The organism is Glycomyces niveus, assembly GCF_017592475.1.
GTDB lineage: Bacteria > Actinomycetota > Actinomycetes > Mycobacteriales > Micromonosporaceae > Glycomyces > Glycomyces niveus.
The window spans coordinates 227843-248189 of sequence record NZ_JAGFNP010000008.1 but is presented as its reverse complement, the minus strand read 5'-3'; the positions used below and the strand labels follow the sequence as shown (position 1 = coordinate 248189).

16 protein-coding genes, 2 pseudogenes and 1 riboswitch are annotated in these 20347 nt (G+C 70.4%); of the genes and pseudogenes, 2 read left to right on the top strand and 16 right to left on the bottom strand.

The window, feature by feature from the left end; all coding sequences use genetic code 11:
• Positions 1–178: 178 nt before the first annotated feature.
• The 5 genes and pseudogenes from J5V16_RS15895 to J5V16_RS25095 form a co-directional block, all read right to left on the bottom strand.
• Positions 179–736 (bottom strand): GNAT family N-acetyltransferase, encoded by a 558-nt coding sequence (locus J5V16_RS15895; RefSeq protein WP_208497412.1) that lies wholly within the window; start codon positions 734–736, stop codon positions 179–181.
• Positions 737–776: 40 nt separating this feature from the next.
• Entirely contained in the window at positions 777–1211 is a 435-nt protein-coding gene (locus J5V16_RS15890) for a hypothetical protein (protein ID WP_208497411.1), read from the bottom strand.
• A 17-nt stretch (positions 1212–1228) separates the two neighbouring features.
• Complete coding sequence (locus tag J5V16_RS15885; RefSeq protein WP_208497410.1) at positions 1229–1408, bottom strand: hypothetical protein; 180 nt, start codon at positions 1406–1408, stop codon at positions 1229–1231.
• A gap of 92 nt (positions 1409–1500) precedes the next feature.
• Positions 1501–1716 (bottom strand): annotated as a pseudogene (locus J5V16_RS15880) (heavy-metal-associated domain-containing protein); the annotation flags it as partial.
• 27 nt (positions 1717–1743) lie between these two features.
• Positions 1744–2103, bottom strand: a complete 360-nt coding sequence (locus J5V16_RS25095; RefSeq protein WP_208497408.1) for a metal-sensitive transcriptional regulator — start codon at positions 2101–2103, stop codon at positions 1744–1746.
• A gap of 188 nt (positions 2104–2291) precedes the next feature.
• Positions 2292–2462: riboswitch (cyclic di-AMP (ydaO/yuaA leader) on the top strand.
• A gap of 8 nt (positions 2463–2470) precedes the next feature.
• Here J5V16_RS25095 and J5V16_RS25545 point away from each other — a divergent pair.
• A complete protein-coding gene (locus J5V16_RS25545; RefSeq protein WP_208497407.1) occupies positions 2471–3409 on the top strand; it encodes a C40 family peptidase in 939 nt (312 codons plus the stop codon).
• Between the two features lie 211 nt (positions 3410–3620).
• On the opposite strand, the gene J5V16_RS15865 is transcribed toward J5V16_RS25545, so the two are convergent.
• The 10 genes and pseudogenes from J5V16_RS15865 to J5V16_RS15820 form a co-directional block, all read right to left on the bottom strand.
• A complete protein-coding gene (locus tag J5V16_RS15865) occupies positions 3621–5249 on the bottom strand; it encodes a beta-N-acetylhexosaminidase (RefSeq protein ID WP_208497406.1) in 1629 nt (542 codons plus the stop codon).
• 216 nt (positions 5250–5465) lie between these two features.
• Complete coding sequence (locus tag J5V16_RS15860; protein WP_208497405.1) at positions 5466–6848, bottom strand: coiled-coil domain-containing protein; 1383 nt, start codon at positions 6846–6848, stop codon at positions 5466–5468.
• 169 nt (positions 6849–7017) lie between these two features.
• The gene (locus J5V16_RS15855) at positions 7018–8037 is read right to left on the bottom strand and encodes a hemolysin family protein (protein ID WP_208497404.1); all 1020 of its coding nucleotides are present in this window, start codon (positions 8035–8037) and stop codon (positions 7018–7020) included.
• Positions 8034–9404 (bottom strand): hemolysin family protein, encoded by a 1371-nt coding sequence (locus J5V16_RS15850; RefSeq protein WP_208497403.1) that lies wholly within the window; start codon positions 9402–9404, stop codon positions 8034–8036. The genes J5V16_RS15855 and J5V16_RS15850 overlap by 4 nt, the downstream gene beginning before the upstream one ends.
• Positions 9405–9613: 209 nt before the next feature.
• Positions 9614–10069 (bottom strand): heat shock protein transcriptional repressor HspR, encoded by a 456-nt coding sequence (locus tag J5V16_RS15845; RefSeq protein ID WP_208497426.1) that lies wholly within the window; start codon positions 10067–10069, stop codon positions 9614–9616.
• A 122-nt stretch (positions 10070–10191) separates the two neighbouring features.
• Positions 10192–11595 carry a hypothetical protein gene (locus J5V16_RS15840; protein ID WP_208497402.1) on the bottom strand — a complete coding sequence of 468 codons (1404 nt, stop codon included), beginning with the start codon at positions 11593–11595 and terminating at the stop codon, positions 10192–10194.
• Positions 11592–12719 (bottom strand): molecular chaperone DnaJ, encoded by a 1128-nt coding sequence (gene dnaJ / locus J5V16_RS15835; RefSeq protein ID WP_208497401.1) that lies wholly within the window; start codon positions 12717–12719, stop codon positions 11592–11594. The genes J5V16_RS15840 and dnaJ overlap by 4 nt, the downstream gene beginning before the upstream one ends.
• A gap of 230 nt (positions 12720–12949) precedes the next feature.
• A pseudogene (grpE, locus tag J5V16_RS15830) lies at positions 12950–13510 on the bottom strand (nucleotide exchange factor GrpE); the annotation flags it as partial.
• Complete coding sequence (dnaK, locus tag J5V16_RS15825; protein ID WP_208497399.1) at positions 13507–15348, bottom strand: molecular chaperone DnaK; 1842 nt, start codon at positions 15346–15348, stop codon at positions 13507–13509. The gene dnaK and the pseudogene grpE, both read right to left, overlap by 4 nt.
• A gap of 206 nt (positions 15349–15554) precedes the next feature.
• Entirely contained in the window at positions 15555–15986 is a 432-nt protein-coding gene (locus J5V16_RS15820) for a hypothetical protein (RefSeq protein WP_208497398.1), read from the bottom strand.
• Positions 15987–16490: 504 nt separating this feature from the next.
• Between J5V16_RS15820 and J5V16_RS15815 the strand changes: the two genes are divergently transcribed.
• Positions 16491–16982, top strand: a complete 492-nt coding sequence (locus J5V16_RS15815; protein ID WP_208497397.1) for a DUF1349 domain-containing protein — start codon at positions 16491–16493, stop codon at positions 16980–16982.
• A 246-nt stretch (positions 16983–17228) separates the two neighbouring features.
• Here J5V16_RS15815 and J5V16_RS15810 read toward each other — a convergent pair whose 3' ends face one another.
• Positions 17229–19841: a glycoside hydrolase family 48 protein gene (locus tag J5V16_RS15810; protein ID WP_208497396.1), complete on the bottom strand. Its 2613-nt coding sequence runs from the start codon at positions 19839–19841 to the stop codon at positions 17229–17231.
• Positions 19842–20347: the final 506 nt, after the last annotated feature.

The following is a 20347-nucleotide window of genomic DNA, read 5'->3' as shown; positions in this document are numbered from 1 at the left end:
GAGGTCCGGCCGGAGAGGAATGGGACCTCTTTGTCGCTGCCCGATTGAACCCCTATCGATTCGGGCCGGGCGGCCGAAGTGCGGGCAAGCGATATGGGGCCTCTTTGTCGCTGCCGCTTGAACCTCGCGCCGATTGGAGCGGCAGCCGAACGACATTGCGGCTATCGAAAGACGGCCTCTAGGGACGGACGGCGGCGTAGAGGAGCATGTCTCGGCGGGTTCCGGCGATCTCCTGGTGGCTTCGCAGCAGCCCCTCGCGGGCGTAGCCGGCGCGTTCGGCAGTGCGGATCGAGCCGGTGTTCCAAGGTTCGATGTACAACGCGATCCGGAAGAGCCCGGGGAGCGTCCAGCCGAAGGCGGTGAGCGCGGTGAGCGCGTCTCCGGCGTAGCCGCGGCCTCGGTCGGCGGGTGCGATCGAGTAGCCGGCCGTCGCCCGGCCCGCTTCGAGTTCGCTGAGCCAGAGCCCGCATTGGCCGACTGCCGTGTCGGTTTCGGCGTCGGCGATCGCGAAGGAGAAGCCGGTGCCTTCGTCGTAGCGCCGGTGCTGGCGGTCGATCCAGGCGAGGGCTTCGGCGTCGTCGGCGTGCGCAGGGAGTGTGCCGATGGTCGGCACGTAGTCGTCGGTGGCGAGGTCCCGGACCATCGCGAGGTCGTCTTCGCGCGCTCGGCGGAGCACGACACCGCCGTGCGCGGGCGGGGTGGAAGGCCAGGGCGGCAGCGGGGAGGTCGGCGTCATGTCGCCATTGTCCGTCACACGGTCGGCGCCCACAGGGCTGTCAATCGTCGGCTGCGGCCACTTCCGCCAGGAGGAACCCCAGGGCGTCCAAGGGGGGCAGGAGTTCTTCGTAGCGTTCGAGGTCGAAGAGCGCGGCTTGGAGCTGGCCGAGGGTGGGGGCGAGGTGCGGCGTGAGGCTGCGGGTCGGGCGTTCGATGAGGGCCACCGACTGGTCGACGAGGGCGACGGCGCGGTTGAGGATGGCGAGGTCTTCGGCGTTCTCGATGCGCGCGGTCGTGTACGTGTTGATGGCCATGGCCTGGAGTTCGTTGGCGCTGTCGACGTCGTCCATGGTGGGCTGCCACATCTGGGCCAGTCGGTCGAAGTCGGCCTGGCGCTCGTCGCGGTGGTCGACGAGTTCGGCGCGCAGCAGGACGGCCTCGGCGGCCAGGGTGATGCGCTCGCCGGGGGTGAAAGGCTCGGATTCGGGGGTCACGGGAACGGTCCGGGGTGCTACCAGTGCGGGGGGCGTTCCGCGAGCAGGTCGAGGTCGCGGGCCGAGAATTCGGACTTCCGGGGGCGCCGGGCGGGGGCCTCGCCCCAGCCGCGGTCGGTGTCGTCGGAGGTCTGGTCCGGGAGCACCGAGAAGTCCTCGTCGAGCTCTACGGAGCGTTCGTCGTCGGATACTGCCATGCCTCGACTGTATCGCAGGGGTTCGCGAGGGGCGCAACGCTGCGACCCTGAACAGCCGGTGAACGGGCGCTCAGGGCCGCAGGCAGTTTGGACTATTCGGACGTACCGACGAGTTCGTAGCCGGCCTCGTCGACGGCCTCGCGGACGGCGTCCTCGGTGAGGGGGGTCTCGCTGGTGACGGTCACCTTGCCGGTCTCGAGGACGACGGCGACGTTCTGGACGCCGGGGAGGGCGGTGATCTCCTGGGTGACGCTGCCGACGCAGTGGCCGCAGGTCATGCCCTTGACTTCGTACACGGTCTCCATGGCTTCTCCTTCGGGGAGCGTTGGTGGTGTTCAGGTTCTGAGCAGTCGGGCCACCGCGTCCGAGGCTTCTTTCACCTTGGCTTCGGCGGCGGTCGGGTCACCCGAGGTCTGCGCTTCGGCGACGCAGTGGGCCAGGTGGCCTTCGAGGAGGTTGAGCGCGACGGCCTGGAGTCCCTTGGTGGACGCCGAGATCTGGGTCAGGATGTCGATGCAGTACTGGTCGTCGTCGACCATCCGCTGGATGCCGCGGATCTGCCCTTCGATGCGCTTGAGGCGACGCGTGAGCGCGGCCTTGTCGCCGTGGTACCAGTAGTGTCCGTCGTGGCCGTGCGCTTCCGGTGCCGGGGGCGTCTCGCCGGCGACTCCGGTGCGGTCGGTCTGGTCGTTCATGTCGTTCCCTCCTGCCGTCAGTGTATACCCCTAAGGGGTATATCGGCAACTGCTTGTCAGCCCGGTGCAGCGGCCCGTAGTATTCCGTGCCATTGTGCGAGAAATTCTCCCCCGACCCTTGTCAAGGGCCACAACGGGCTCTAACGTGAACGCGTCGCGTCGGAAACTCGGGGGCACCCCGCACCCGCCGCGCGGCACCGCCGAGTCGGCGAGGCCCCCAGCCTCACTGAACCGGGGAACCAGCAGTCGGCGTCCTTGGCAGGGCCGACGGGGTGAATCGCGTCTCCGGGCGTGTAGGGCGACCCTTCCTTCCGCCCGAACCCGACAGCTAACCCGGTAGGCGGCCAAAGGAAGGAGCGCATCCCTGGTGCGTACCCGGCGTATCGCTGCCGCCGTCGCAGCCGCAGCACTGCTCCCCGCGAGCGCCGCACTGTTCACCACCTCCTCTGCGAACGCGCAGACGAGCGAGGAGATCCAGGCCGAGATCGACCAGCGCCACGAGGACCTCGAGAAGGTCATCGAGGACTACAACGCCAAGCGCGAGGAACTCGACGACGCCAAGGAGCTCATCGCCGAGATCGAGGCCCAGCTGCCCGCGCTCGAAGCCGAAGCAGCGGCCGCGAACGAGGCCCTGGCCGAGTACGCCGCCACGGCGTACGCCGGCGGCGACTTCGCGATGGTCAACTCGGTCCTCGACGGCGACCCCGGCGACTTCGCCGACCGCCTCATGTACCTCGACAGCCTCACCTCGGCCGAGCAGGAGTCGCTGCAGGCGAGCCTCGCGCAAGTCGAGGAGCTGCAGACCCGCCATGAAGAGCTCGAGGCGCTCCAGGCGGACGCCGACGAGATCCTGGGCGACATCGAGAAGCAGCAGGAGGAGATCGAGGCCGAGATCGACGACCTCGAGAGCGACTACGAGGACGCGTACGAGGAGGAGAACCCCGGCCCCGTGTACGACTACGAGGGCTCGAACGCGGCCGTGGCGTTCGCCTTCGAGCAGCTCGGCGAGCCGTACGTGTACGGCGAGGCCGGCCCTGACGAGTGGGACTGCTCGGGCCTGACCCAGCAGGCGTGGGCCGCGGCGGGCAGGAGCCTGTCGCACAACGCCGCCATGCAGTGGGACGAGACCGCGCGGATCTCCCGCGACGAGCTCCAGGAAGGCGACCTCGTCTTCTACAACGACCTCGCGCACGTCGGCATGTACATCGGGGACGGCGAGATCATCCACGCCCCGAACTCGACGACCGTGGTGAAGATCGTGGACATCGACTACGGCGGCAGCATCGTCGGCTACGGGCGACCGTAGACCGGAACCGGAACTCGCCCGGGCGGCCCGCGAAGGCGGCCCGGGGCGCGGACTCCCCGGCGGCGGCGCCGGCCGTCCCGATTGCTGACCCTGCTGCTGACCCGCAATGCGCCGGCACCGCCGTCGGGGACTGAGACCCATAGTAAAGAAACCCGTGCGGGCCGCTTCGGCGGCCCGCACGGGTTTCGTTTCGCGCCAAGGCGATCGGGAGCTATGCGGCCTCGGGCTCGGTGAAGTCCCAGTCGAAGCGCCGGTAGCGGCCGGTGCCGCCCTGCTGCCACGGGTGGGGGCCTTCGAGCGGCCGGTAGCCGATGCCCATGGCGTGCAGGCGCTCCAGATGCGCGGGGAGGCGGTCGAGGACGGGATCGGCGGCGCGCACGTCGACGTTCGTCCACGCGACCTCGGCGAAGACGGCGAGGCGCGGGAACGCGGCGTACTCGACGTCGCGCGGGTTCGGCAGGTACTCCGACCACAGCTGGCACTGCGCGCCGAGGATGCGCGACTCGTCGACGCCGGCCGGGGCCGGGTCCCACGCCGCGACCTTCTCGATCGGGGTGAGGCCGTGGATGCGCAGGGGCTCGGTCGGGTCGTCGCTCTCGTAGTGGTCGAAGTACACGTGCGTCTGGGGGCTGACCAGGACCTCGTGCCCGGCCTCGAGGGCCTTCTCGACATAGGCCTGGGTGCGCCAGACCTGGACCGCGGCCTCGGCGGGCGCGCCGCCGTCGAGGATCTCGTCCCAGCCGATGACCCGCTTGCCCATCTTCGCGAGGTGGTCGCAGAACGCGCGCGTGAACCAGGCCTGCACGCCGCGCGCGTCCTCGAGGCCTTCGCGCTCCATGAGCTCGCGGGCGATCGGGGACGACTCCCACTGGGTCATCGGCACCTCGTCGCCGCCGATGTGGATGAACGGGCCGTCGAAGACCTCGCCGATCGCGGTGTACGCCTCGAGCGCGAAGTCGAGCGCGGCCTGCGTCGGCTCCAGGACCTCCTCGAAGACGCCGAACGTGGGGCAGACCGGTTCGTTCTGCCCCACACCGAGTTCGGGGTAGGCGGCGAGCACCGCGCGGGCGTGGCCCGGGAGGTTCACCTCGGGGACGATCATGATGTGCCGCTCGCGCGCGTACGAGGCGATCTCGCGCAGGTCCGAGACGGAGAAGAACCCGCCGTGCGGGGTGGGCTCGTAGCCCTCGTCGCTGCGGGCGTGCCCGATCTTCGTCGCGGCCCTCCAGGACCCGATCTCGGTGAGCTTGGGACGGGTCGGCACCTCGAAGCGCCAGCCCTGGTCGTCGGTGAGGTGCAGGTGGACGACGTTGAGCCGGTGGAGCCAGGCCCGGTCGATCATCTTGAGCACGAAATCCTTGGGCTGGAAGTGCCTGGCGACGTCGAGCATGACGCCGCGCCAGCGCAGGCGCGGCTCGTCGGCGATGCGCGCGAGCGGCACGACCGGGTCGGCGGCGGGGGCCTCGCGGAGGGCGTCGGCGGGGAGGAGCTGGCGGAGGGTGGCGATGCCGCGGGCGATGCCGGCGGGGTGGGCGGCGGTGAGGGCGACGCCGTCGGCGGTGATGTCGAGGCGGTAGGCCTCGGCGGCGGTCGTGAAGTCCTCGGGGCGTTCGCCTTCGAGGGCGAGGCGCAGGACGCGGCCTTTAGCAGGGTCCTTTGCGGTGGATTGCGCGACGGGGAGGCGCAGGCCGGTGCCGCGGTTGAGCAGGTCGGAGAGGAGCCAGGCCAGGGGGTGCAGCTCGGGTGCTGCGGCGATGGCGCTGAGGGTGCTCAGGTCGAGGTCGCCGTCTGCGGCGGTGAGCTGCTGCGGCTGCGGGATCAGCGAGATGCGGCGCTGCATGTGCGGGGCTCCTGTGGGTGGTCGCGTTGCTGGTGTCCGGCTCGCGTGGCGCGCGGGCCCGAGGGGTGGGCGGGGGCGGTGTCGTGCCCTCACCGAATTAGTTCAGTTTATTTATAATATAGGGCCGCGCCGCGGTCGGCCAGTGCGGAGAGCGTTTTCGCCCTCTGCTCGGCCGACCGCGGCGCGCGGCGTTCGTGCTTCAGTTGCGGCTCGCCCCTAGCGGACCACCGGCAACTGCTGGGTGCGGTCGATGTCCGAGCCGTCCCGCTGCTTGTTGATCGGCAGCGGCGCCGACTCCGACTCGAAGACCCCCAGCGCCGCCGGGGACTCGTACCCGGTGCCCGCCGACGGCAGGTCGAAGCTCGACCCGCTCGACAGTGCGCTCGAAGACAGTCCACTCGAAGACAGCGCGTTCGAAGCCCCGACGCTCGAGCCCACGAGGATCGGCTCCTCCTCGCCCGAGACCAGGCCGAGCTGGCGGCGCAGGTCCGTCAGGTTCGATCCGGCGCTGTCGCGCTGGCGCGACAGGGCCTCGACCTCTTCGGCGAGCGGCTGCACGCGCTCGGCGGCGCGCTCCTCCGCGTTGCGGCGCAGGCGCTCCGCCTCCTTCGCCGCGTCGGCCTTGACCACCTTCGCCTGCTCGACCGCCCGGTGCAGGGCGTCCTTCGCCTGCTGGTCGGCCTCCTCGCGGCGCTCCACCGACCGGTTCTCCGAACTGCGGGCCCGCTCCTCGGCGAGCGCCAGCCGGTCCTCGGCCTCCGAGACGATCCGCTGCGCGGTCGCGATGGCCTGCTGGTGCCGGTCGGCCTCCTCCTTCTGCGCCCGCTCGCGGCGGTCGGCCTCGGCGAGGATGAGCTCCTGGGTCTTCTTCTTGCGGTGCTCGGCGGCCTCGGCGAGGAGGCGCTGCGCGGCGTTGCGCTGCTCGTCCGACTCGCGGGCGGCGTGCGCCTTGAGCTCGGTGACCTCGCGTTCGGCCGTGGCCCGCTGGACCGCGATCTCCCGATCGGCCTGCGAGCGGGTCTTCTCGGCCTCGGCGCGCGACTGGGCCTGCAGGGTCTGGGCCTCGCGGTGCGCGTCGGCGATGGCCAGATCGTGGCTGCGGCGGGCGTTCTCGCGCAGCTCGGTCGTCTCGTTCACCGCGCGGGCGCGGATCTCGGTCACATCCTGGTCCGTGGTCGCGGTGATCTCCGCGGCCTCGGTGTGGGCGGTGCGCAGCATCGACTCGGCCTCGGCGCGGGCCTCGTTCAGCATCGACGCGGCCTGGCGCTTCGCGTCGGCCTTCTGCACGCCCGCGTCCTGCTCGGCGGCCCGCAGGATCTTCTCGACGCGCGCGCCGAGCCCGGCCAGGGTCGGGGCCTCGGCCTCGGCGATCTGCGTGGCGCGGTCGGAGACGCGCCGCTCGAGCGCGGCGATGCGCTCCTCGGCGCGGCGCAGCTGCTGCTCCGCGGCTTCCAATGCCCGCGACGCCTCGTCGCGGTGCTGCTCGTGGTTCTTGATGTTCTGGTACAGCCGGGAAGTGAACTCTTCGACCTGATTGCGGTCGTAGCCGCGCATGGCGACAGCGAATTCGGGCCCGGTTTCCTCGAAGAATTTCGACATGGTCTTCCAGAGTCACAGGAAACGGTTGATGAATCATGATCACGCCTGAAGGGCCCGAAACCGGCGACGAACACGCCCCGCGCCGCGTGTCGCGCCGAAAACGTCCAGACGCCGAAAGGGAACGGGCCCCGACCGAAGCCGAGACCCGCTCCCTTGTTCGATTCGTCGGCTAGTTGCGGCGGTCCGTCTCGTCGTCGAAGTCGCCCATGATCTCCTCGAGCAGGTCCTCCATGGCGACCAGGCCCGTGACCTCGCGGTCGGCACCCGTGACGAGCGCGAGCTGCGCCCGCTGGCGGCGCATGAGCGCCACCGCCGCGGCCACCGTGATGTCCGCGCCTACCAGCAGCGGCGCGGCCGCCATGTCCGCGACCGCGGCCCCCGGCTCGGCCTGCACGGCCTCGCGCACATGGACCAGGCCCACCGGGCGCTCCTCCGCGTCCACCACGACCAGGCGCGAACGTCCCGTGTCGCGGCTGCGCTCCTCGGCCTGCACCGCAGTCGAACCGGCCGGGATCGTCACGACCTGCGGCCACGGGATCGACAGCTCGCCCACCGGGCGGCGCTGCACTTCGATGGCGTGCGTGAGCATCTGCCGCTCCGGCTCGCCGAGCATCCCCGCCTCCGCCGACGAGCGCAGCAGGTACCGCAGCTCCTCCGGCGAGTGCGCCTGGGCCTTCTCGTCCGCCGGCTCGACCTTGAACGCCCGCAGGAGCGCGTTCGCACCGTGGTTGAGCCCCAGCAGGATCGGCTTCGTCGCCCACACGTATCCGGTGAACGGCCAGATCAGCGCCATCGCCGACGCCTCGGGGTGGGTGATCGCCCACGACTTCGGCATCATCTCGCCCACGACCATGTGCAGGAACACGACCACGAGCAGCGCGATCGTGAACGCGATCGGATGCGCCGCCGCCTCGAGGCCGATCGCCTCCAGCGGCACCTCGATCGCGTGCGCCAGCGCCGGCTCGGCGAGGGCGCCGAGGCCCACGGTGCACGCGGTGATGCCCAGCTGGGCGCCCGCGAGCATGAGGGACAGGTTCTTGGTGCCGCGCAAGGCGGCCCGGGCGGCGCGGGAGCCGTCCTGCTCGAGCCGGTGCTGGCGGGACGCCACGAGGGCGAACTCGGCGGCCACGAAGAAGGCGTTGGCGGCCAAGAGGAGTACGGAGATCAGCAGTGCGGGACCGGTGCTCACGCGTCCACCTCCACCGGCTGGGGCCGCAGCTCGATCGCTTGCGGCACATGACGGGAGCAGGAGACGACGACCATGCGCACCAGGCGCGGCGCGGTGTCGGGGTGCTCGGGGGCGTCGCCGACGCGCGGCACGGTCTCCACGTCGACCGTGTCGCCCGGGTGGGCGATGCGGCCGAGCTGGGACATCACGAGTCCGGCGATCGTCTCGTAGTGCTCGCCTTCGGGCAGTTCGATGCCGGTGGCGTCGGCGACCTCGTCGATGCGCCAGCGGCCGGGGATGAGCCAGGCGCCGCCGGCGAGCGATACGGGGACGGCCTCGAAGCGGTCCTGCTCGTCGCGGATCTCGCCGACGAGCTCTTCGGCGAGGTCTTCGAGGGTGACGATCCCGGCGAAGCCGCCGAACTCGTCGACGACGCACGCGAGCTGGCGGTGCTGGCTGCGCATCCGCTCGAGCAGGGTGGGGAGGGGCAGCGAGGCGGGCACGAGCAGGGCCGGGTCGGCGATCGCGCCGACGGTGACCGAGCCGCGCTCCTCGCGGGGGACGCCGATGATCTGGCCGATGCCGACCACGCCGCGCAGGTCGTCCACGTCGTCGCCGACGACCGGGAAGCGCGAGTGGCCCCCGGCGAGCGCTTCGACCGCTTCGACCACAGTGGCGTCGGCCGAGAGGGTCTGGACGTTGACGCGCGGGGTCATGGCCTGGTCGGCGACGGTCTCGGAGAAGTCGAGGCCGCGGTCGAGCAGTTCGGACAGGCCTCGGTCGAGCGCGCCCTCGTCGCGGGAGACGTCGATGATGCGGTGCAGGTCCTCGGGGGTGGCGTTGTGCTCCAGCTCTTCGACGGGCTGGATGCCCAAGCGGCGCAGGAATTTCGTGGAGGCCGCGTCGAAGAAGCGGATGATCGGCCCGCACACGGTGAGGTAGGCGCTGGTGGGCGCGGCGAGGGCGAGGGCGAGCGCTTCGGTGCGGGCGATCGCGAGGTTCTTGGGGCCGAGCTCGCCGAGGATCATCTGGACGACGTTCGCGAACACGAACGCGAAGACGACGCCGATGGTGACCGAGACGCCGGCGGGGACGCCCGCGACGCCGAGGAGGTCGGCGAGGCCCTGGCCGAGGTAGGGCTCGGCGAAGAAGCCGACGAAGAGCGCGGTGACGGTGATGCCCAGCTGCGCGCCGGAGAGCGCGAAGGACAGGCTGGAGCAGATCTTGAGGGCGCGGCGGGCGCGCGCGGCGCGGCGCAGGTCGCCGTCGTTCGCGATGTCCTCGAGGCGGGACCGGTCGACGGCGGTGTAGGCGAATTCGAGCGCCACGAAGAAGCCCGTGGCGGCGGTGACGGCCAGGATGATGACCAGTCCGATGACTATGAGCATCGCTCACGTCCTAGGTGTGCTGCAGCAGCACTGCGCTGTTCGAACGCACCGCGCGCGCCGGCGCGGTGCGGTTCCTGTGCCCGGAGCGGATCGCCGCCGGGCCGTGGACTTCGATGTCGTGCTCGGCGCGGCTTGCCGGCCGTGATGGAGCGTCGTCGTTTTCGTCGCATGGGCCCGATCTTAACGGGACGGTGCGGTGGGGCAAGCGGTCATCTTTGTTCGCCCCGCCACAAGACGATGTCGGTGGAGCGGCCGAACGGACCGGCCATCGCCTGAAGATCGGCGAGCTGCGCGCGGGCGCGCTGGAGCTCGCGCGCGAGCTCCTCGACGGCCGCGCTCGCTTCGGCGCGCACGGCCTGCACTTCGCGCTCGAGGTCCATGATGCGCTTGATCCCGGCGAGGTTCACGCCCTCGTCCTGGGAGAGCCGCTGGATCTCGCGCAGGCGCGTCACGTCCCGCACCGAGTACCGGCGGCCGCCGCCGGGCGTGCGGGCGGGCTCGACGAGACCGAGCCGGTCGTATTGGCGCAGCGTCTGCGGGTGCATCCCGGCCATCTCGGCCGCCGCCGAGATCGCGAGGATCTTGGCGTCGTAGTCGATCTCGTCCGCCGTGCCGCCGAGGCGCTGGTGGTAGGCGATCTCGATGCGCACGTGGCGGGCGCCCATGTCGGGCGCGCGGTCCACGCGGCGGTCGTCCGCGCGGCGGGCGGCGCGCTCGGCGTCGCCTTCCGCGGCGCGGCCGTTGCCGCGGCCGGGCCCGGAGACCGGGCCGGTTCGGTCGGATGCGGTCACGGTTCCCTCCCTTGCTCGGTACTGCCTTCCGCATCGCGGCGGTGCTTCGACTGCAACGCCGCAGACGGGTCGACTTCTTCCGCCTCGCGCCCATCGATCGGCTGTAGACCGTCACCAGCGCGCGTTTCGGCATCCGCGTCGGAGTCGTTGTCTGCGTGGCCGGTCTTCGCGCCGCGCGCATCGGTCGGCTGCGCGGGAACGGCGTCCCCGGCAACCCCCGACGCGTGGGTCCCGGAGGCGTCCTTTGCGGCATCCGCGTCGGAGTCGTTGTCTGCGTGGCCGGTCTTGGCGTCGCGATCGTCGGCCGGCTGATGCCGAAGGGCCGTCTCCGCCGGGCGGTCCGTCTCCGACCCGCGACCGTTCGTTTGCGCGGGGACGCCTGGAGCGCCCGCGCCCTTGCCCGCTGGGGCGGAGGCCGACTCGCGGCCACTCGCCGGTTTCGACGGGAGCGCCTTGGCGTCGAGGCCGAAGCCGTTGCCGGCGTGGGCCATTCCCGGCGTCGCGGGGCCGCGGAACGCGGCGGCGACATCGGAGGCGGCGTTCTTGGCGCGCGCGATGCGACGCGCGACGGCGATGGCGCCCATGGCGGTCGCGGCGACCTTCACGTACGGACGCAGCACCGGGACCGCGCTCGCGGCGGTCAGACCGGCCTTGATGACGCCCTGGTTCGCCGCGACGAGCTCGGCGACGGCCGTCCCGACGCGCACGGCCCGGGACTCGGGCAGCGCACTCGCCGCCGCCCCCACCGCCCGCGCCACCCGGTACCGCACCGGAATCCAGTCGGCCGGGCGAGCGGGCGACTTGCGGCCCAACCGCATGCGACTGCGCCCACGTGACTTGTCCCCCGCTGTGCGGCCGAAGCGGCCGGGCCGGCGCGCCTCGTCGGTGTCCGACGCGCCCGGTGCGCGACCTGAACGGCCGCGCCCGCGGTCGTCGTCGGCTCGCCGCTTGCCGGGCACCGGTGACGGGAAGTGTCGGACCCAGGTGGGACCCTTGGTTTCGGGGGCGCTGCGGAGGTCCGATTTGCGGCGAACCGCCGAGACGCGCCCGGTGATCGGCCGCGAGAGTCGCGAACCCAGGCGTCGGACGCCCTGAAGCTTCGCGCGCCCGCCGGTCGCCTCCGGCGCACCGGCGTCGATCCCGGCAGCCGCCGCCGGTCCGGGCCGGGTCGCCCGGTCCGTTCCGGACTCGCCCGAGGAACGACCGGTCACGGCGTCACTCGCCTTGGCGCGCCAGCGGCCCAGGCGCTGAAGCACCGAATCGCGGACCGGGTGGGCCGGGTCGGTTCCGAAGTCGCTCAAGGCGGGGACGACCGCCGCTTCGCGCGACTTGGCGGCGCGCCAGCGGGCCGGGCGCGGGAGCGCCGGGTTGCGGGTCGTGTTCCTCGCCTTGGGTCTCATTGGCCCGTCAGCTCTTCCAGCTTCGAGCGGTCGGCCGCCGGACTGGCGGCCGCGTACTTCTCCAGGGCCTCGCGGGCCTCGGCCGAGAGGACCTGCGGCACCTCGACCTCCACCGTGACGAGCAGGTCGCCCTTGCCCGGCACGCCGCGGCCCTTGACCCGCAGGACCCGCCCCGTGGGCGTGCCCTCCGGGATCTTCAAGGTCACCGGCCCGTCGAGGGTCGGCACCTTCACTTTCGCACCCATCGCCGCCTCAGGGAAGGAGACCGGCAATCGCACCGTCACATTGTCGCCGTCGCGCGCGAACAGCGGGTGCGCGCGCACCGTGACCTTCACCAGGAGGTCCCCCGCGGGCCCGCCGCGCTCGCCCGGGGAGCCGCGGCCCGCCAGGCGGATCGACTGGCCGTCGCCGATGCCCACCGGCACCCGCACGGTGATCACGCGGTCCCGCGTGGTCGCGCCCGTACCGCCGCAGTCGGGGCACGGGTCGATGACCACGGTGCCGGTGCCCTCGCATTCGGGGCACGGCTGCGCGAAGCTGAACGCGCCCTGGTTCTCCGTCACCAGGCCCCGGCCGCCGCAGCGGGGGCAGGTGCTCGGGGCCGTGCCGGGCTTCGCGCCCGAGCCGTGGCAGGTCTCGCACTCGCCCGGCGCGCGCATCCGCAGCTCGGTCGTGGTGCCCTTCACCGCGTCGGCGAAGTCGAGCGTGATGTGGGTGCGCAGGTCGTTGCCGCGCTGCGCGCCCGAGCGGCGCCGGTGCGCGCCGCCGCTGCCGCCGCGGAAGAGGTCGCCGAACAGGTCGGAGAACCCGCCCGAGCCGCCCGTGTTGCCGAACAGGTCCTCGAAGTGGATGCCGCCGCCCGGCATGCCGCCGCCGAAGCCGCCGCGCCCGGACTTCATCAGCTGGATCTGGTCGTACTCCTTGCGCGCCTTGTCGTCGTGGAGCACCGAGTAGGCCTCCGAGACGCCCTTGAAACGCTCCTCGGCGGACGGGTCCGGGTTGTGGTCGGGGTGCAGTTCGCGCGCGAGCTTGCGGTACGCCCGCTCGATGTCCTTCTTGGAGGCGTCCTGCGGCACGCCGAGTATGGCGTAGAAGTCCTTCTCAAGCCATTCCTGCGATGCCACCGGACGCCTCCTCTACTCGCTCATCGATCGGGGCCCGGACTCTAGGAGTCCTTGTCGCCCTTGTCCTTCTTCTTCTTGGCCTTGCCTTCGGCCTTCGCGTCGTCCGACGCCTCGGCCTCCGCCGCTTCGGCTTCGGCCTCGTCGCCCTCGGACTCGTCGACCACCGCCTCGTCCGCTTCCGCCGCCTCGGACTCCGGTTCCTCGGCCTCGGCCGGCTCGACGTCGTCGGTCGGCTCGGCGACCGCCACCAAGGCGGGGCGCAGGAGCTTGTCGCCGAGGCGGTAGCCCGAGCGCATCACGTCGATGCAGGTCGGTCCGTCGACGCCCGGCATCTGCATGTGCGCCACGGCCTCGTGGACCTGCGGGTCGAACGCGTCGCCCTTGGTGCCGAAGGACTCCAGGCCGTGCTTGCCGAGCGCGCTGACCAGCTGCTCGGCCACGGACCCGAAGGGGCCGTTGAGGTCCCCGTGGTCGCGCGCCCGGTCGAGGTCGTCGAGCACCGGCAGCAGGCTCTGCAGCACCGCGGCCGTCGCCAGCTCGCCGGAGCGGGCCTTGTCCCGCTCGACGCGCTTGCGGTAGTTCTGGAACTCCGCGGTGACGCGCTGCAGGTCCCGGGTGCGCTCTTCGACCGTCGACTGGAGGACGGCGACCGCGTCATCGGCGGCCTGCCCGTCGTCCGAGGCGGCCGCGAGGATGTCGTCGACGGTCAGTTCCGTCGAGTCGTCCTCCGCGGCGCCCTCGGCGTCGTCCGGCTGAAGGTCGTCGGCGTCCTTGTTGCCTTCGTCCGTCACTTCTGGTCCTTGTCGTCATCGACGATCTCGGCGTCGACGACGTCATCGGCGCCGGGGGCGTCCGTGTTCGGCGCGGTCGGGGCCTCGGTGCCCGAGGCGGCCTGCGCCGCCGCGTACATGGCCTGGCCGGCCTCCTGGCTGACCTTGGACAGCTCCTCGGTGGCGGTCTTGATCGCCTCGATGTCGCTGCCGCCCAGCGCGCCCTTGAGGGTCGCGGTGGCCTCGTTGATGCGGCCCTTGAGGTCGTCCGGGATCTTGTCGCCGTTCTCGGCCAGCAGCTTCTCGGTCTGGTAGACCAGCGACTCGCCCATGTTGCGGGTCTCGGCCTCCTCCTTGCGCTGCCGGTCCTCCTCGGCGTGCTCCTGGGCCTCGGCCATCATCCGCTGGATGTCGTCCTGCGCCAGGCTCGAGCCGCCCGAGATGGTCATCGACTGGGCCTTGCCGGTCGCGGAGTCCTTCGCGGAGACGTTCACGATGCCGTTCGCGTCGATGTCGAAGGTGACCTCGATCTGCGGGACGCCGCGCGGCGCCGGCGGCAGGCCGGTGAGCTCGAAGGTGCCGAGCTTCTTGTTGTAGGCCGCGATCTCGCGCTCGCCCTGGAACACCTGGATGAGCACCGACGGCTGGTTGTCGTCGGCGGTCGTGAAGACCTCCGAGCGCTTCGTCGGGATCGTGGTGTTGCGCTCGATGAGCTTGGTGAAGATCCCGCCCTTGGTCTCGATGCCGAGCGACAGCGGCGTGACGTCGAGGAGCAGCACGTCCTTGACCTCGCCCTTGAGGACGCCGGCCTGGAGGGTCGCGCCGATCGCGACGACCTCGTCGGGGTTGACGCCCTTGTGCGCGTCGCGGCCGATGAGGCGCTTGACCAGGTCGGAGACCGCCGGCATGCGGGTGGAGCCGCCGACGAGGATGACGTGGTCGACCTCGGAGACGTTGATCCCGGCGTCCTTCACGGCCTGCTCGAACGGCTTCTTGCAGCGGTCGAGGAGGTCGGAGGTCATCTGCTCGAACTCGGCGCGCGAGAGCGAGACGTCGAGGTGCAGGGGACCGTCGGGGCCCGCGGTGATGTAGGGCAGGTTGATCGAGGTGTTGGTGGCGCTGGAGAGCTCGATCTTGGCCTTCTCGGCGGCCTCCTTGAGGCGCTGCATGGCCATCTTGTCCTTGGACAGGTCCACGCCGTACTGGCCGTTGAAGGTCTTGACCAGGTGCTGGATGACCCGGTCGTCCCAGTCGTCGCCGCCGAGGTGGTTGTCGCCCGAGGTGGCCTTGACCTGGATGACGCCGTCGGCGATCTCGAGCAGGGACACGTCGAAGGTGCCGCCGCCGAGGTCGAAGACGAGGATGGTCTGCTCGTCCTCGCCCTTGTCGAGGCCGTAGGACAGTGCCGCCGAAGTGGGCTCGTTGATGATGCGCAGGACGTTGAGGCCCGCGATCTCGCCCGCCTCCTTGGTGGCGGTGCGCTGCGCGTCCGAGAAGTAGGCCGGGACGGTGACGACCGCGTCGGTCACGTTCTCGCCCAGGTAGGCCTCGGCGTCGCGCTTGAGCTTCATGAGGATGCGCGCGCTGATCTCCTGCGCGGTGTACGACTTGCCGTCGATGTCGACGGTCCAGTCGGTGCCCATGTAGCGCTTGACGGAGCGGATGGTGCGGTCAGGGTTCGTGACCGCCTGGCGCTTGGCCACTTCGCCGACGAGCACTTCACCGTTCTTGGCGAACGCCACGATGGACGGGGTGGTCCGGGCCCCCTCAGCGTTGGTGATGACCGTGGCCTCCCCGCCTTCGAGGACGCTGACCACGGAGTTCGTCGTGCCGAGGTCGATGCCGACCGCACGTGCCATGTTGATCTCCTGACGTAGTCGAACAGATGCCTCCGGGATCGGAGACGAGTCTCTGTCTCAAGCGGCCGGGCGGGAACCCCGAACCAAGTTGAGCCGGATAGACTCAATGTTCGAACTACAGGAATCGACTGTCAAGCCGATCACAGGAATTGTGATGAACCGCACGAAAGTTGAGTCGGGTCGGCTCAACTTCACGCCTGGTGAGGCTAGCGGGCTCCGGCGGGCGCGCCGCCCGCGGCCTCGCAGCATTCGGTGAGGAGGTCGTCCGCGATCTTCCACGTGTCGCAGGGCCACGCCTGCTTGCAGGAGGCGCAGTCGATGCCCAGCAGCTGCTCGGGCAGGTGGTCGCGCCACATCGCGGCGGCGAGGGCCCAGCCGGTGATCTCGGTGATCCCCGCGGGCGCCTCGAGCGGCGGCGGCTGCTCCAGAGAGAAGAGCTTCGACGGCTCGTCGCGGCGGGAGCGGCGCGAGCGGGCGGGGATCGGCACCACCATCGAGGCGGGATCGGGCGCCGGGGCCGCGGCGGTATGGCGCGAGCGGCGGGGCGGCGCGGTGCGCTCCTGGCGCGGCAGGCCGCGGCCCGGTTCCGGCGCGTCGGCGCCTTGCGGCGCCTGCCTCGCTGAATGCTGCATGCTCACGCTTATCCCCTCATTCGCCTTCGCTTCCGTGCACTGCGTTCGCCTCTCTACCGACTAACGGACGAGCAGGCCGCGAGGACACGGGTATGAGCACTCGGCACTCTAGTCCGCCTGGCGCCGATGCGAACAGTGGCGAACTCTCAGAACATTCCGAATCACATGAAACACGAATGCAGTTCCCATTTCCGTGTTTGCAATTCGGGGCGGCCGGGGTAGCCTCTACAGCGTCGCCGACCGCATCCGAATCACGCGAGCCATTGGGCGACAACCGCTTCGGCGACGGACCGAAGGGTGGGTCGAGCGCTCTCCAAGCAGCGTAACGGAAGCCGCACGTTGCGCTGCATATCGGGATTGAGCTGGGGTTTCAGGAATGTGACCGACTCGAAGACTGGATTAACTTTGGGTTACCACGACCGCTTTGCCCGAAATCGCCCTGATCGCGTGTGGCATCATAGGATCATGCAGTCTCCTTCTGAAGAAGTACAATGGACGGTTGACGGTGGATTGATCACTCCCTACTTCGAGATCAAGACCACCTTCAACCGCAGCGCCGGATCCGAGCGCCTCACCGAACACGTCTACATCTACGGCCTCGAGCTCGCGGGCGACGGCGAGATCGCCATGCGCTTCCGCCCCGAGCACCGCCACCAGCACGCCGAAGCCTCGCTCACCATCCGCGTCGACGAGTCCAACTGGGTCAAGACCGGGGCCGAGTACCTCGGCGGCCAGCACCTCGTCTCCACGGTCACCACCCGCGAGCACACCAACTGGTCGCTGTCCCCTGTGGACACCGAATCGGACGAGATCTGGCTGCGGCTCATCCGCGCCGGCGGCACCATCACCGTCGCCCACGCCGACGACGGCGTCGACTACACCACCATCGCCTCGACCTACCTGCCCGGCGGCGTCACCGCCATGGCCGGCATCGCCAGCGCCCGCCCGGTGTCCGAGACCTTCTGGGACGCCGCGCAGGACCTCGACATCGACGTCGACTGAGGCGAGAACGACTGCAGCGCACTGGCGGTGGGGGCCAGGAGGCGCTGAGCATAGAGGTCGGGCCCGGTGGGCCCGCGATCCCCGTCCGGCGGACCCGACCTGTGTGCTCAGCTTGAGACCCCTACGGGCGCAAGCACCTGAGGACGCGGAACGGCGCGATCGGAAGCAGAGGCAACCGATCGCGCCGTTCACCGCGTAGTGGTGAGTGCGGCGCCCGGCTTGGTCACCGGGCGCCGCTTCATGGGCTTACTCGAAGAGGGTGGCGTAGGTCTGGAAGGCCGTCGCGACCTCGACCTGGTGCCAGTACCGGTGGTAGTCGAACTCCGGCGCGGGGCCGGTGCAACCGCCGTCGATGTACGCCTGGACCTGGTCCCAGCCCTCGAACTCCTTCATGAAGGAGCGGGTCTCGATGAACGTGACCCCGTTCTCCAGCACGTCGCCGTTCGGCATGGTGCCCGTCCAGCCCTCGGGGATGTAGACCTCGTCGCCGAAGCGGCAGTAGTCCGCCCGGCCCTCGGTCTGCGTCACGCCGATGCCGTCGTTGATCGCCCAGAGCCCGTCGAGCAGGTTCGAGGCCGCCGTCTGCGAGGCCGCGTCGTTCGTCGCGGCCGCGTGGTACGACAGGATCTTCGCGAAGGCGCCGGCCACGCCCGGGTCCTTGGACATGTTGATCACCGAGGCGGACAGGCCCGCCCCCGGCTCGCCGTTCCACTCCAGGTCGCCCGGGAGGCTGTAGTCGGTCGCGCTGATGTCGGACACCGAGAGCGCCCAGGCGACCCACTTGTCGAGCATGTCGCAGGCGCGGGCGTCGTCGGTCTCGTAGCAGTACTGCGCCACGCGGTCCATGCCCCAGACCTGGAAGCCGAACCAGCGGTTCGACGGCGGGTCGTGCCACACGGGCTGCTCGTCGTAGTACAGGCCGTTGTGCTCGGCGCTGGTGGTGGGGTTGCCGTAGTTGCCGCCCCAGTTGTTGGTCGCGCCGCCCGCGATGGCGCCGGCGCCCGGCGAACCGGCCGGGACCTGGAGCCATTCCAGGAAGTCCAGCTGGGCGTCGAGGCTCTTGGCCCAGTCGTCGTCCGCGGTGGGCGAGTTCGGGGCCAGGCCGCCCTCGGAGAGGGCGTACGCGGCCATGAGGTTCTGGTAGCCCTGGTGGACGCCGGAACCGCCGATGCGGAACGACCAGTCGCCGTTCATGCCCGCGCCCCAGGAGTAGTACCAGGAGAGCAGGTAGTGGAACGAGGACTTGCCGGTGCCGTCGGGGCAGGAGCTGATGCCGATGCAGTCGCCGGCGATCTGCTTGAAGTACTTGTCCGCGAAGGCGTACCGGAGGTAGTCGCCCATCTTGGACGCGTTGTCGAGCGATCCGGCGATCTGGTTCTGGGCGCCCTGCTCGGTGGCCCACTTCTGGGCCATCCAGGCGACCTGGACGGCGCGCGCGTCGGCGTCGGGGGCGGCGGTGTACCGCTCCTGGCGCGAGTATGCGGAGTCGCCCACGAACAGGTCGAGGAAGCCGTTCGGGCCGCCGTATTCGAAGGTCTCGCACGACGGGTGCGCGATGGTCTCCCAGGTCGACTCCTGCGAGCCGCGCTGGAAGGTGTTCATGTACGCCGGCTCGGTGGTGCCGTCGCCGCATTCGCCGAAGCCGTAGGCGTTGTCGACGTCCAGGATCCAGTGCATCCCGTACATGCGGTTGTTGCCGTAGGTGTTGCGCAGCTCGGCGCCGAGCGGGTCGTCGCCGACGGGCGCGTTGAAGTCCAGCTGCGTCGGGTAGTCGGTGACGTCGCCCGATTCGGGCGCGTACGAAGCCGGCGAGTTGGGGTTGTAGTTGGTCGGGTTGAGGTCGGGGATCGCGTAGGTCTCCGCGGTCTCCCAGGCCTGGTTGTAACCGGACCAGTCGCCCGTGACCTGGCCGTAGGCCGCTTCGAGCCACATCTGGTAGCTCAGGGCCTCGGAGGTGGTCTCGTGGCCGTAGTCCGGCGCTTCGACGATGAGCTCCTCCACCGAGTGGTAGGGGACGCCCATCTGGTGCAGGTACGGGGAGTCCGTGCCCGCGAGCTGGTCGTACATGGTGAGGAAGCGTTCCTCGTTCTCCGTGACCTCGCCGAGGTCGGCGATGGTGACGACGACCTGGAGCGGGTCGAAGCCGGAGGACGAGACGGTGAAGGTGGCCGAGTCGCCGGGCGCGGCGTTGGCGGCCGCGCTGAAGGTGACCGGCTTGGTGTTGGTGTCGCCGGCGGCGAAGTTGAGCGAGCCGCCGGAGGCGACCGAGATGGCGGTCGAGCCGGAGGTGCGCGCGGTGGTCACGGTGGCGGCCGCCTGGGTGGCGGCGGAGAAGCCGACGTCGATCGAGGCGGTGGCGCCGGGGTCGACCACGACGTTCGCGCGGGAGACCTCGAGCTCGGGTTCGACCGGGGTGACGCTGCCGCAGGTCTCGCCGTTGACCTTGACGCCGGTGGGGGCGGTGGCCGAGCCGGATCCGATGAAGCCGAACACCTCCCGCTTCTGGCCGGACGCGACGGTGCCGTTCCAGCCGACGTCGCCGCCCTTAAAGGTGGTGCCGCTCTGGCTCCAGTCGACGTTCCAGGCGTTGGCGACCGTGGTCCCGGCCGGGAACTGCCACTCGAGGTCCCAGCCGTTGAGGCCGGCGGTGCCGCCGGTCAGGGACACGTTGGCCTGGAAGCCGCCGCCCCAGGTGGAGACGACGTTGTATTCGAACCCGCCGCAGGTGGGGTTGGCGAAGGCCTGGGGGGCGGCCACCGCGGCGAGGGTGCCCACGAGGGCGACCGGCAGCGTCACCGCGGCGGCGCGGCGCCATCGGCGTCTGGCGCGCTTCGGCGGGGCCAGGTTGTCGAGATCCATTTGGCTACTCCTGTGGGTGGTGTGTCCGTTTTCGTGGGAGCGCTCATGCCGGGATGGTCGTCTTCGAACCGCGCAGGTGGAACGAATCGGACCGGTTTGCGGAAGCGCTCCCAAGTCATGCTGCCAAGTTTCGAGGCCAAATGTCAATACATTGACATCTCTAAATTTATGCACAGACCGGCGGATACATGCCCGATTGGCAAGTATTTTTCCAGTTCAGAGCCGTGTACCGTCATGATCACAGTTACGAATCTGAGATCATCGATCTCCACGCCGTGGGCGGCGCTGTAACAAGCGAGTAACGACCCTCACACCCGGGCTTGCGTTGTGGAACACGCTCCCGTACGATCCTGGTATCGCTCCCAAGGGCGATCGCCTCGGCGGTTTCAGTCGCGGGCCGCCGCGCACTGCGGCGGCCCGCACCCCCGCCGCCGCGGGCGCCGAGGCAAACAGCAGTCCCTCAACCCCTCTGGAATCGCAAGGCGCCGCCGAGGCGCGCGGAAGGA